Annotated in this window: 9 protein-coding genes; 2 read left to right on the top strand and 7 right to left on the bottom strand. The window is 73.9% G+C overall.

The features are described 5' to 3' along the window. Positions 1-142 precede the first annotated feature (142 nt). Both ACFRCG_RS22745 and ACFRCG_RS22740 read left to right on the top strand, forming a co-directional pair. Positions 143-709 (top strand): GNAT family N-acetyltransferase, encoded by a 567-nt coding sequence (locus ACFRCG_RS22745; protein ID WP_380034112.1) that lies wholly within the window; start codon positions 143-145, stop codon positions 707-709. A 38-nt stretch (positions 710-747) separates the two neighbouring features. Then, on the top strand, positions 748-1,065 hold the full coding sequence (locus ACFRCG_RS22740) for an NIPSNAP family protein (RefSeq protein ID WP_380034110.1): 318 nt from the start codon (positions 748-750) through the stop codon (positions 1,063-1,065). A 109-nt stretch (positions 1,066-1,174) separates the two neighbouring features. Here ACFRCG_RS22740 and ACFRCG_RS22735 read toward each other — a convergent pair whose 3' ends face one another. The 7 genes from ACFRCG_RS22735 to ACFRCG_RS22705 all read right to left on the bottom strand — a co-directional run bounded on the left by ACFRCG_RS22735 (position 1,175) and on the right by ACFRCG_RS22705 (position 12,365). Next, positions 1,175-2,053: a YwqG family protein gene (locus ACFRCG_RS22735; RefSeq protein ID WP_380034108.1), complete on the bottom strand. Its 879-nt coding sequence runs from the start codon at positions 2,051-2,053 to the stop codon at positions 1,175-1,177. A 188-nt stretch (positions 2,054-2,241) separates the two neighbouring features. Next, complete coding sequence (locus tag ACFRCG_RS22730) at positions 2,242-2,652, bottom strand: peptidase inhibitor family I36 protein (protein WP_380034106.1); 411 nt, start codon at positions 2,650-2,652, stop codon at positions 2,242-2,244. 440 nt (positions 2,653-3,092) lie between these two features. Then, a complete protein-coding gene (gene ppdK, locus ACFRCG_RS22725; protein ID WP_380034104.1) occupies positions 3,093-5,783 on the bottom strand; it encodes a pyruvate, phosphate dikinase in 2,691 nt (896 codons plus the stop codon). A gap of 412 nt (positions 5,784-6,195) precedes the next feature. Next, positions 6,196-7,374: a hypothetical protein gene (locus tag ACFRCG_RS22720; RefSeq protein WP_380034102.1), complete on the bottom strand. Its 1,179-nt coding sequence runs from the start codon at positions 7,372-7,374 to the stop codon at positions 6,196-6,198. Between the two features lie 142 nt (positions 7,375-7,516). Further along, on the bottom strand, positions 7,517-9,454 hold the full coding sequence (locus tag ACFRCG_RS22715) for a hypothetical protein (protein ID WP_380034100.1): 1,938 nt from the start codon (positions 9,452-9,454) through the stop codon (positions 7,517-7,519). Continuing rightward, positions 9,451-11,400, bottom strand: coding sequence for a phage tail protein (locus ACFRCG_RS22710; protein WP_380034098.1), 1,950 nt, complete (start codon positions 11,398-11,400; stop codon positions 9,451-9,453). The genes ACFRCG_RS22715 and ACFRCG_RS22710 overlap by 4 nt, the downstream gene beginning before the upstream one ends. After that, complete coding sequence (locus ACFRCG_RS22705; RefSeq protein WP_380034097.1) at positions 11,397-12,365, bottom strand: hypothetical protein; 969 nt, start codon at positions 12,363-12,365, stop codon at positions 11,397-11,399. The genes ACFRCG_RS22710 and ACFRCG_RS22705 overlap by 4 nt, the downstream gene beginning before the upstream one ends. Between the last annotated feature and the right edge of the window lie 64 nt (positions 12,366-12,429).

Genomic DNA, 12,429 nt, shown 5'->3' with positions numbered 1-12,429 from the left:
GGAACGTAACACGCTGGAACCGACCACGTCCGCAGTGCGACGATCGTGATTTCGGTGGACCCGACCGCCGATCGACGCTTTCTCTCCTGTTCCACGAGTCGCGTCGCATGCGAGGATCGGGGTGATCGGAAAGGGGCCCCCGATGGCACGGGAACACGAGAACGGCACACGTCCGCCGGTACGGGTGCGGACCGTCGACGTCGACACGGGCGCCGTGCCGGTCTTCCTCACCATGCTCGACAGCGCGGTGGCCTGGCTGACCGCCGCCGGCCGCCCCGGCCAATGGGGCACCGAACCGTGGTCCACCCGCCCGGGGGGTGAGGCGCGCGTCCAGTCGGTGATCCGCTGCGGGCACGCCCGTCTGGCCGAGATCGACGGTGTCCCGGCCGGTGGTTGTGTCTTCTCCGACACGCCCTCCGCGTACATCGACCCGGTCGACGAACCCGAGTTGTTCATCAACCTCCTCGTCACCGACCGCCGCTTCGTCGGCGCGGGTGTCGGCGCCGCCCTGATCGCGGACGCCCGCCGGGAGGCGGCGAGCCGCGGCGTCGACCTGATCCGCGTCGACTGCTACGGAGGCGACGACGGCGCTCTGGTCCGCCAATACCAAAGCCTGGGCTTCACCCCCGTCACCCCCTTCACGGTCGAACGCCCCGACCAACCCGAGTGGCCCGGCCAGTTGCTGGCCATGCGCCTGAAGTCCGGCTGATCCGCCACGCCGGCCCGGCGACCCGGCATCATGAGCGCATGATCACCATTCACCTCAGGTACGAGATCGACGCCGACAAGCTCGCCGACTTCGAGGAGTACGGCCGCCGCTGGATCCACCTGGTCAACCGCTTCGGCGGCACCCACCACGGCTACTTCCTGCCGAGCGAGGGCGACAGCGACATCGCCTACGCCCTCTTCTCGTTCCCCGGGTTCGCCGCCTACGAGCGGTACCGCATCGACAGTGCGACCGACCAGGAATGCCAAGCCGCGATCGAACTCGCCCGCACCACGGGCTGCATCAAACGCTACGAACGCCGCTTCCTACGCCCCCTGGACACCAACCCGCAGCCGTAGACCCGCAGCCGTAAACCCCCGAGCCCACGGCCACCTCGCTCCGGCACACCAAGCCGACGGTCGCGCCGGTGGCGGCGACCCGCAACCGGTTCACTCGCGGCCATGGGGCTCAGGACTGGGTTATCAGGCGGGTTCGGGTGAAGTTTCGGTCGGCGAGGTCTTCGGGGTGGATCAGCCAGTACAGGGTTCCCGTGTCGGCCCATTCCATTCCCGCGGCCTCGTCGCTGTCGAACTGGGCGAGGAGGACCCAGTGGGTGGCCGCCGCGTCCAACTGTGGGTCGCCCCACAGGCGTTCGATGCCGAGTTCCGCGGCTGCGGCCTCGTATTCCACCGGGCCCTGGATCGGTGCGGCATGTCCGCCGATCCGGTGGCCGATGTGGCTGTTGAGCTTTGCGAAGGCGCGGCGGAACGGCCTCAGCGCGGCCGGGATTTCGCGAGGCTCGGGCCACGGGTCGTCGGTGCCGAGCAGGGCCCTGCGCACCTGTGGCAACCAGAGGTCGGGGGCACTTTGCTCGACCTCCGCCGCCAACTCCACCCGCGGGTACGGTGCCGGCCCACGGGGCACGTCGGCCGGGAAGACCGGCGTGCCCTCCGGGACATACAGCACTCGGGCTCCGACCCACGTCGCGGGATCGTAGATGGAGACGAACGCCGGCCCGTCGTCGCCGTCACTCTCGACCCGGCCGTCGAAGTAGAAGAACAGCAACGTTCCGTCGGGCGGAAAGCCCGGCGACCGCCCGGCCGCCGGCAGCGCCGCACACCGCACCGAGGCGATGAACGACAACGGCCCGACCCCCGGCCAGTCGGGCCAATCGACCCCACTCGGCAACTCCGGCGCGCCGCCGAGGACCGCGACGACCTGCTCGCCGGCACCGGCTCGGCGCAGCCGAACGCCGGGACGCAGCAACGCGATCCACCGTCCGGCGAGGTCGGAGGGCAGGTGCTCGGCGGCAAGCCGGGAGTAGCGCTCATCGATCACGCCGATCATGATGCCACCCGTCCCCGACAGGCGAAGCGGCACAACGCGGCCGACCCCGCGGCAGCGCCCGCCGACCATCCGGATCGACCGCGTCGCACGGCATGGCCTCCTTGGCGATGGCCCGGGGCCGCCATCCCTCGCGGGACGGCGACCCCGGGCGGTCGTACCGAAGTACCCGAGTCCTGTCGGCCGTGGTCCTACCGGCCGAAGTCCTTGCCGACGACCAGCGGCCGACCGGCCGTGTCGGCGGACGCGAGGTCGCGCCCGGCCTCGACGCGCCCGTCCACGGTGTACTGGTAACAGGGGAACCGGATGCACACCACGGAGCGACTCACGCCGTGGAGCACGTCGAAGCCGGTGCGGTTCGCGATCGACAGAACCGGCTCCCGGATCGTGTATCCGGCGTCACCGCGCTCCTCGATCGCCCGCGCCGAGACGACCGTGCGCGTTCCCGTGAGGCTCTCCCCGCTGTAGACGCAGAGGTTCCCCGTCGGGCAGGAGGTGTCGGGAGCGGCGGCGTCGGCCCGTGCGGTGGGCGCGAAGACGAGCGTGCTCATGAGGGTGCCGGCAACCACGCCGGACGCCGCGATGGCGAGTGAGCGGAACATCGAAGTGTCCTCATTCCTTGTTGTGCGTTCTACGTGGCCGAGTTCGTATCGATCTCGTTCGCGTCGAGCCGGCCCCGCCGCCCCGGGGGCCGTGCGGTTGGTTGGCCCGGCTTCGACGCAGGCCACATTTCCGCATCGACAGCGGTGCGTGAAACCCCATTTACGGACAGTGGCGACACGCTCTGTTTCGGCCTCGTCACCGAAAGTGGACAACGCATGCGGCGATCATGTGACCGACCGACTACACCCGGTGAAATCCCGGAAAACAGCCCAGCGAGCCGAAAGTGAAGAACCCCCTCTTCGACACGCTCCCGGGGACTCGCTCATCCCCGTCACGCGGAACCCCCCGCCCACTCTCGGACATCACCGCATGGCCGATTCCGAAGGGTCACGCATTCCGATTCCGCCAACGCGCGACCGGCGCGGCGTTCCGACTCCGCTCAGCGTGTGTCGCCCGGGTCGCCGCCCACCACCGCCGCTCGGGCGGTTTCCAGGCGGGTACTCGGCAGGCGGTAGGGGGAGCAGGAGACGTAGGTGATGGGGAGGCCGGCGAGGTAGTGGATCGACGCCGGGTCGCCCGCGTGTTCCCCGCAGACGCCGATGCGGAGGTCCGGCTGGGCGCGGCGGGCCTCGGTGACGGCGCTCTCGATCAACCGGCCGACGCCGGCGCGGTCGAGCGTTTCGAACGGGGAGACGGCCAGGATGCCGCGCTCCAGGTAGGCGGCCAGGAAGGAGGCTTCGGCATCGTCGCGGGACAGCCCCCACGTGGTCTGGGTCAGGTCGTTGGTGCCGAACGAGAAGAAGTCCGCCTCACCCGCGAGTTCGGCCGCGGTGAGCGCGGCCCTGGGCAGTTCGATCATCGTGCCCACCGGACACCGCACCGCCACGCCCGCCTCCCGCCCGACCTCGGCGAGGACTCGCTCCACCTCCGCCCGGGCCGGGCGCAGTTCCTCGACGGTGGCCACCAGCGGGATCATGATCTCCGCCCTGGGGTCGCCGCCGGCCCGCAGCCGGGCCACCGTCGCCTCGGCGATCGCGCGCACCTGGGTGGCGATCAGGCCGGGGACGACCAGGGCCAGGCGCACCCCGCGCAGCCCCAGCATCGGGTTGCGCTCACGCAGGCGTTCGCCCGCCTCGTACATCCGTGCCTCGCGCGCGTCCGGCTCCCGCCCCGCCGCGCGCTCCCGGGCGATCCGTACCGCCGATTCGGTGTGGTCGGGCAGGAACTCGTGCAGCGGCGGGTCGATCAGCCGGATGGTCACCGGCAGGCCGTCCATGGCCGCCAGGATGTCGGTGAAGTCGCGGCGCTGGAGCGGCAACAGGGCGTCCAGGGCCCGCCGGCGGTCGGCGTCGCCGCGGGCCAGGATCAGGTCCTCGACGAGCCGGCGCCGATCGCCCAGGAACATGTGTTCGGTGCGGCACAGGCCGATCCCCCGGGCGCCGAAGCGCCGGGCCCGGGCCGCGTCCTCGGCGGTGTCGGCGTTGGCGAGCACGTCCAGGCGGCGGGTCCCGTCGGCCGCGTCCAGGAAGCGGGCGACCGCCTCGACCACGCCGGGCGTACGCTCGCGGGTCTCCAGGTAGTGCGTGACGGGCGAGGCCACCAGCGGCAGTTCGCCGAGGTACACGGTGCCGGCCGTGCCGTCGACCGAGATCCTGTCGCCCTCCGCGACCACGGTCCCGTCGGCCGCGGTGGCCCGCCGGCCCTCGATGTCGATGTCCAGGTCAGCCGCACCGCACACGCAGACCTTGCCCATGCCGCGCGCGACCACCGCCGCGTGGCTGGTCTTGCCGCCCCGACCGGTGACCACGGCCTCGGCGGCGATCATCCCGGGCAGGTCGTCCGGACTGGTCTCGGGCCGGACCAGCACCACCGGCTCCCCCGCCTCGGCCCGCCGGGTCGCCTCGGCCACGTCGAACACCGCCGCGCCGACCGCCGCCCCGGGCGAGGCCGGCACACCGTGCGCGAGCGGTTCGGTGTCGGCGTGCGCGTCGAAGCGCGGGAAGGTCAGCTGGTCGAGCTGCCCGCCGTCGACCCGCGCCAGCGCCTCCGGCCAGTCGATCACACCCTCGTCCACCAGCGCGCAGGCGATCCGGAAGGCCGCCTCGGCGCTGCGTTTGCCCACCCGGGTCTGCAGGATCCACAACCTGCCCCGCTCGACGGTGAACTCCACGTCGCACAGGTCGCGATAGTGCGCCTCCAACAGTCCCAGGCACCCGATCAGGCGTTCGTACGCGGTGGGATCGAGCCGTTCCAGGTCCTGGAGCGCATGCGCGTCCCGCACCCCGGAGACCACGTCCTCGCCCTGCGCGTCGGGCAGGTAGTCGCCGTACACGCCGGTGCGTCCGGTGCCCGGATCGCGGGTGAACGCGACGCCCGTGCCCGAGTCGGGCCCCGAGTTGCCGAACACCATCGCCTGTACGGTCACCGCCGTCCCCAGGTCGTCGGGGATGTGCTCGCGCCGCCGGTAGACCCGGGCCCGCTCGCCGTTCCAGGACCGGAACACCGCGAGCACCGCCCGATCCAACTGCTCGCGCGGATCCTGCGGAAACTCCTCACCGGTGTCCGCCGCGATCAGTGCCCGGAACTCCCGCACAACCGCCATCAGGTCGGACACACCCAGCCCCAGGTCGTCGGCGATGCCCAACTCGGCCCGCCGCCGGCTCAGCACCTCCTCGAACCGCGTCGCGGCCACGCCCAGCACGGTGGTCCCGTACATCTGCACCAGTCGGCGATAGGAGTCCCACGCGAAGCGCTCCCGGCCGCTCGTCTCGGCCAGACCGAGCACCGAGGCGTCGTTGAGGCCGACGTCGAGGATCGTGTCCATCATCCCCGGCATGGAGAACCGTGCCCCCGAACGCACCGACACCAGCAGCGGATCGTCCGGCTGCCCCAGCCGCCGTCCGATCGACTTCTCCAGGTCGGCCAGGTGTTCGTCGATCTCCCGGTCCAGGCCGGTCGGCGGCGCGCCGGTGCGCAGAAAGACCCGGCAGGCGTCGGTACTCACCGTGAACCCGGGCGGTACCGGCAGGCCGAGCCGGGTCATCTCGGCGAGGTTCGCGCCTTTGCCGCCGAGCAGATCGGCCCGATCGCGGGAGCCTTCGGAGAAGTCGTACACGTACGCGCCGGCCATGGGAGTCCCCTTCCTGCGCGGCGGCCCGCGACGGGCGGGGGCCGTACCGGGGCCGGAGGCGACGGCGCCGAGCGTGGTGGGACTCGGGACTCGGGACTCGAATCGACGCGACTCCACGCGCGGTCCGCCGCGAAGAGCCCGATCCGCCACGCCCGATCGGCGGCGCCGCCCGGGTCCGGGGGCTGCCCCGGACACGATCGTGGCGTCGACACCGGCCGTCTTTCACGATAGCGCCGGGCGGGCCCGGTGACCCGGCGCGCGATCCGGTGCCGGCGGCTTTCGGGAGGCCCGGTCCGGGTTCGGAGGACACACCTCGATCTCCGGTCGAGCTTCAGGGTCGGCTTCCTTCGGCTCGCTCGGCTCCCCTCGACTCCCCTCGGCTCCGGCTTCAGGGTTCGGCGGCCGTCCGGGATCAGTCCTCGGTCAGCCGCAGCACCAGGTTGGCGCGGTCGATCGCGGTCAGCACCGGGCCGGGCGGGACGGCCGCCTCCCGGGCCCTCTCGATCAGCGTCGCCGCGTCGACTCGGGCCAGCTCGGCCACCGTGCGCTCGCCCAGTACGTCGGCCAGGTGCGGGGTGTCCGCGACCGCGAGCAGGGCGCGCGCCGGCAGCGCCCGTACCGCCGCCGGGTCGTCGGCGGTCAGCACGTCCTCGGCGCGGCTCTCGTCGAAGGCCCGCGCCGCGGCCTGCCGGGTGACCTCGCCCCACCGCGATCCCGCCAGGCTCTGACCGGGTTGGCCGCAGTAGAAGCCGAAGCCGCCGAACGAGGCGGCGAAGCGGCGGTTGTACAGCGGGTCGACGGTGAGCCGACCGTCCGCCGCCGCGGTGAAGTCGGCCAGCACCACCCACGGGTCGGTGGGGCACGACGGGCACGGCCGGGTGCCGTTGCCGGTGATCCGGGACGAACAGCCGGTCGTCTCCTGGCGGGTGTCGTCGATCCCCGCGAGGTACGCCGGGGGCAGCGTGTCCAGCACACCGAACACGAAGCCCTCCCGCACCCGGCTGTACTCGCAGGCCGTGTCCTCGCACCCGCACCCGGCCGCCGCCACGGGCGCGGTGAGGCATTCGTCGTACCGCACCGCCAGGTAGTACGTGCGCCCCGGTTCGCGGCGCCGGCGCACCGGCGCGCACCACGGGTCGGTCGGCGGCGGGCAGCCCTCGGTGCCGCCGGGCAGCGCGTCGCGCACGTCCACCCGCACCGGATGCTCGATCACGATCTCGTCGCCGTACGGGCCCAGCACGTAGCCGGCCGACACGTCGAGCAGCCAGGGCAGCCGGCCGCCGTCGCCGAACGGCACCGTGCGTACGCTCGCCCCGCACACCACGCCCCATCCGTGCAGCAGCCGGTTGTGGCGGCGCATGCGCTCCAGCAGCCAGACCCCGGTCTGCGTCAGGTCCTCCGGGCCGACGAGTTGTCCGCCGAACCAGCGGGGGCGCAGCCGCCCGGTCGCGTGTCCCGCCAGGCAGTCCCCGCATCCGCAACCACCGGAACCGGACCCGCCGGTCCCGGCGTCGCCCCCGCCGCACCCACAACCGCACCCGCCCGGCCCGCCCGGCGCCACGGGCCGGATCGTTTGTTCGTACCCGGTCAACGTCCCTCAGCTCCTCGGTATGCGTATCGGTGTGCGTATGGGTGTGCGTATGGGTGTGTGAGTCGGTGCGCGTGCGGGTGTGCGTCGCGGCATACGCCTCGGTGGGCGTCTCGGCATGCGTGTCGGTTCACCGCCGCCGCGCTCATCCCCGCGCCACCGTGAACGCGATGTGCAGGAACCCGCCGGGGTTCCCGTCGAACAACCGCTCGCCGACCGTCGACCGGGTGCCGAGGACGCCGGCCGGCGGCGGCGGGAGCGGGTGCCGGTCGCCGGACCAGATCGAGAAGAGCGTGTGGTTGTCCAGCGCGGTACCGAGGAAGTCCGCGTCCAGCGCCAGGGTCGGCGCGTCCGCGCCCGACGGCGGCACCGCGACGGTGTCCGAGGAGCGCACCTGGAGCAGGAACTCCCCGTCCGGCTCCGCCCCGGTCACCTCGAAGGTGTAGGTGATCGACTCGGCCGGCGCCGGCGACTCGCCCTCGGGCCGCGCGGCCACGCCGCCGCCCAGTTCGAGCCGCCGGAAGCCGGCGATCCGGTCACCCTCGCGCACCGCCTGGAACAGCCGCATCCAGCCGCCGGGCTCGGCCAGGGCGGCATCGGTGAGCGCCCGGTCCACGGTGAGCTGGATCCGCGGCCTACGCGTGAAACGCGACGCTTCGGCCCGGTTCGGGCGTACGCCGCCCTCGGGCCACACCCGCAGCAGCCGGGGCGCGTGCTCCTCGTCCTGCAGGGTCGGCGGCGGGAACGGGGTGAACACGTGCATCTCGCCGCCCTGGGTGCCGTTGCCGGAGGGGAACGGCGGGACGGCGGTGAGCGGCGCCCGGTCGATCAGCGTGTTCAGGGTGGTGTCCCGGGGCGCGCCCGGGGTCAGCGCCCACAGCGTGTTGCGATCGGCCGTGGTCAGTGCCGTGCCGACCAGGTCCGGGTCCAGGGCGAGTCCGTCCGGGCCCTGCGCGCGCGGCGGCCCGCCGAGCGCCACCCGGCTGCCCACCACGAACACCGTCGAGGTGGGCAGCCCCTCGCTCTGTAGGCCGACGGTGTACGCCACGCCCTCGCCGCCGGCGGGCACCGTGACGCGGGTGAACGCGCCGCCGGCCCGGGTCAGGGTCAGCCGCCGGGCGCCGAGGTGATCCAGTTGCCACAGGCCCAGCCAGGTGTCGGGGGCGTCGAACGCGGCGTCCACGAGCGGCCGGTCGAAGGCGATCTCCAGGCGCTTCTCGGCGACGAACGCCCGCCAGGTGTCCGGGTTCGCCCCGGTGCCGACCTTCGGCCACAGCCCGGTGATCCGTGGCGGGGCGGTGGTGTCGGCGCAACACCTGTCCACCCGCGCGGCCAGGCACATCAGCAGGTCGAACAGCACCCGGTTGGAGTACACGACCGGCCGCGCGGTGACCGCGTCCAGGTCCGGCGCGTGGGGCGGGTCGTAGGTCACCGTCGCCAGCGCCGGGCACTCCTCGACGCACCCGCAGTCGTGTTCGACGGTGTCGGCGATCTTCTCCCGGCGGTCGAAGTGCTCGCCTGGTCGGGTCGGGAAGATCGCGGCACACTGCGCGGCGGTCAGCCCGACCGGATCGGGTTCGCCGGCGGTGATCCGCAGGGAGAACCGTTCCAGGGTCAGCGAAGGCACACACTCCTCGCGCACCTCGCAGTCCACCACGGGCATGCGCGCGTACTCGGCCCCGCACTCGTGCCCGCACAACCGCAGTACCACCGTGCCGGTCTGGATCGGGTCGCCCTTCGGGTGTCCCGCGCAGTCCGTGGGCTGGTTCGGGTGCTCGACCCGTACCCGCTCGTCGACCACGACCAGCCGGCCGTGGCCGTCCACCGCGACGCCCGGGAAGACGGTCAGCGCGCCGTCGGTGCCCAGTTCGACGTCGAGCCCGCACAACACGCCCGGACCGAGGCCGAGTCGGGCCAGGGTGGCCGCCGTCCGCCGGTGGTAGGACTGTTCGATGTACCAGTGGCGGACGTCCATCGACTTGCCGGGATAGAACCGGTTGCGCACCGGCGGCGCCGGGGCCGCGTCCTCGCCGCCACAGCCGCATCCCGTGTCCGACGTGTGGTTGTGTCGGTCCTGGCTCACGTGTGCTCAACCCCTTGCAGACGGACGGGGGTCGCACCGCGACCGCCCGGTGTGGGAAGCGTTGTGTCGAGGCGGGTATCGACCGGGCCGCCGACGTGCGCGGCGGGCGAGCCGGGCAGGCGCGGGTCGGCGCCCGACCCGGGACCGGTACCGGCGGTCCACGCGGGCGGCGGGCCCGCCACGACGGTGTCGATGCCGACCTGTCCCGGGATCACGCCCGGGCGGCTGAGCCGCACCCGTGCGAACACGTGTGCCGGTCGCTCGCGCTCGACCACGCGGGTGATCTCGGGCAGTGCGTCGGCCCGCTCCGGCGGGACGTGCACGCACACCCGGTGCGCGTAGGCCGCGTACAGCGGCAGGCCACGATCGTGGGCCGGGACGAGGTCGGCGCCGTCGAGGACCGCGGTGGTGTCCAGGGCGGGCGGGCCGGGGTCGGCGACGCGGGTGCCGGTGTCCCGGCCGAGGCCGCCGGTGCCCAGGCGCCAGACCTGTGCGCGCAGCAGCGGTTCGACGACCCGCACGGCGACCCCGGTCTCGCGTCCGACCGCCTCGATCAGGCCGGCGGGGGTGCCGCGCCGGCCGTGCGCGGCGTACGCCCCCGCGACGTTCGCGCGGCGGGCCGCGTCGTCGGCGGCGGTCAGCGGTACGGCGTCGACCCAGCCGGCGAGCCGGTCCAGCCACGGGTCGTCGGGGCGGTCGGGGGCCGAGCCGGGGTCGAGCGAGGCGGGCAGGTCGTCGAGGCCGCGCACCGACGCCGCGTGCGCGGAGCCGAACAGACCGAGCAGTCGGCCGAGCGTGCCGGAGCCGTCGTCGTCGCCCGTGTAGGCGGCGGGCAGCACGTCGAGGAGGCCGCGCCCCAGGCGTTCCACCCGGATGTCGTCCACGCGCGCGGTGCCGCGGCCGTCACCGAGCAGTTCGATCGTGATCCAGAGCCGGTCGCCGGGGTGGGCCGGGCCGGCGAGGACCCGTACGTCCACACCGTCCAGCGGGCCGGCCCGCCAGCGTCCCCTGGCGGTCGGCACGGGCGCGTCGTCGGCGTCGGCGTGCATCGGGTCGGGCGGATCGGGGGTGCCGGCGGCGTCGGTCGCGAGCATCGTCCAGACCCGAACGTGGGTGCCCGCCGGCGCGGGTTCGGCGAGCACGACCCGCACCCGATCCCAGTGCTCGACCCCGACCGGCTCCCTCGGCGCGGGCACCACGGCGACGCCGCGCGCGCCGATCCGCCGAGGGCCGAGCCGGGCGATGCCACCGGGGCCGGCGACGAGCACCCGCCCGCAACGATCCACCGCGATGCCGGCCAGGTTCCCCGCGGCCGACAGCACGACGTCGCCGCCGTCGTCCGGAACGAACACCACCCCGGCGCCCGGCACCTGTCGCGCCCCGCCCGCCACCAGCACCCCGTCGGCCACCCGCACCGCCGCGAGCCCGCCGACCCGTTCGCGGGCGGCCCGCAGCGCGGGGTCCTCGGCCGGCGGCGGGTCGGTCCACGGCGCGAGGTATTCACCGGTGTCGGCCCGAACGACCATGCCGACGGGGCGACATTGCGCTCGGCGCGAACCGTCGGGAGCGCGAAGGTCCTGCGGCGCGTCGCCCACCACCAACAGCCGTCCGCCGCCGAGCAGCCACAGGCCGCGCGGTTCGCGGAGTGCGGCCGGGTCGCCCGTCGCGACGTCGAGGCAGCCGAGGACGCATACCGTGTGGTCGCAGCCGTCCACCCGCAGCACGCGGCCGTGGCCCGGGTCGGCGACCAGGACCGTGCCGTCGGCGAGCACGACCATGCCCAGCGGGCCGCCCGCCGGGTCCAGGTCGGCGACGGCCACCGGTTCGAGCGAGGCGGCGCCCGGGGCCAGCGCCAACCGCTCGCCGTCGGTGCGCACGCCGGCGAACCGCGCGCCGGGCCAGCGGCCGAGGGCGTTGACCCAGCGGTACTCGCTCACGCCGCTCACGCCCCCTCCACCCCCATCCACGAGATGTGCCAGCCCAGTGCGCTTCGCACCAGGTCGGGCAGGGTGACATCGGCCAGTACCTGCGCCGGGTTCAGCGGCAGCGTCGTGGCGCCGCCGACGACCCCGCCGATCCGGCCGGCGGGCATCGGCACCACCACGGTCATCCGTCCCGGCTCGGGGGCGTCGACGTAGGGCGTACCGTCCAGCACGCACGCCTGGCCGCCCGGCGCGCCGACGGCGGTCAACTCCCGGTCGCCGTCGAGGCGGACCAGATACGCGGGGGTGTCGCCGAAGCCGGCCGCGCTCGTGTCCACCAGCGTGCGCAGCCCGATCACCACCCCGGTGGCCGGATCCACGACCCGCGACCACACCGTGCCGAAGGCACCCGTGGAGCCGGTGGCCACATACGGCGTCGGCAACACCGGCAGCACCCGCCGCCCGGCCGGATCGGGCGGCGCGGTCAGCGCGCACCCCCGCACCGACACCGTCGCGAGCAACACGTCCAGCCCGTCGCGCAGTTCGGCCGGTGTACACCAGGCCGCGGTCGGCCCGTCCGTCAACCGCACCGCCCCGACCGCCCCGCACTCGCCCGACCGGGTCCGGACCGCCGCCTCCTCGTCCTCGGTCCAGCGCAGCGTCAGGCAGAACACCACGGCACCGCCGTCCGGCCCGGCGGCGACGGCCGGTACGTCGACCTCCACCCCCTCGGCCAGGATCAGATCCCGCCCGAGCGCATCGAGCGCATACCCGGCACCGACCGCCACCCGCTTGCCGCCCCGAGCGCCGGTGACCTCGAGACCGAGCGCCACCCCCCACCCGTGCAACACCCGGTTGTGCAACCACCGCCGCGAACGCTCCACCGCGACCACATCGTTCAACTCCGCCGCGGCAAGCACCTGCCGAGCGAAGAAGCGCGGCCGATGCGTGGACGGCAACCCCGCCCCACTCGTCGTCGGGCCCGTCATACGAACTTCCCCCTCGATCCGAGACCCGGGCACACACCCGGACGAACACCCGCCGATGCGGCCA

The sequence above is a fragment of the Embleya sp. NPDC056575 genome (assembly GCF_042793325.1).
GTDB lineage: Bacteria > Actinomycetota > Actinomycetes > Streptomycetales > Streptomycetaceae > Embleya.
Note: the sequence above shows the minus strand (reverse complement) of the source record. Positions and strands in the feature narration are given on the sequence as shown.

Excerpts from the sequence above, each read along its gene's own strand:
- ppdK (WP_380034104.1), bottom strand. The coding sequence starts at position 5,783 with ATGGCCGGCGCGTACGTGTACGACTTCTCCGAAGGCTCCCGCGATCGG.
- ACFRCG_RS22735 (WP_380034108.1), bottom strand. The coding sequence starts at position 2,053 with ATGATCGGCGTGATCGATGAGCGCTACTCCCGGCTTGCCGCCGAGCAC.
- ACFRCG_RS22745 (WP_380034112.1), top strand. The coding sequence starts at position 143 with ATGGCACGGGAACACGAGAACGGCACACGTCCGCCGGTACGGGTGCGG.
- ACFRCG_RS22705 (WP_380034097.1), bottom strand. The coding sequence starts at position 12,365 with ATGACGGGCCCGACGACGAGTGGGGCGGGGTTGCCGTCCACGCATCGG.
- ACFRCG_RS22730 (WP_380034106.1), bottom strand. The coding sequence starts at position 2,652 with ATGTTCCGCTCACTCGCCATCGCGGCGTCCGGCGTGGTTGCCGGCACC.
- ACFRCG_RS22740 (WP_380034110.1), top strand. The coding sequence starts at position 748 with ATGATCACCATTCACCTCAGGTACGAGATCGACGCCGACAAGCTCGCC.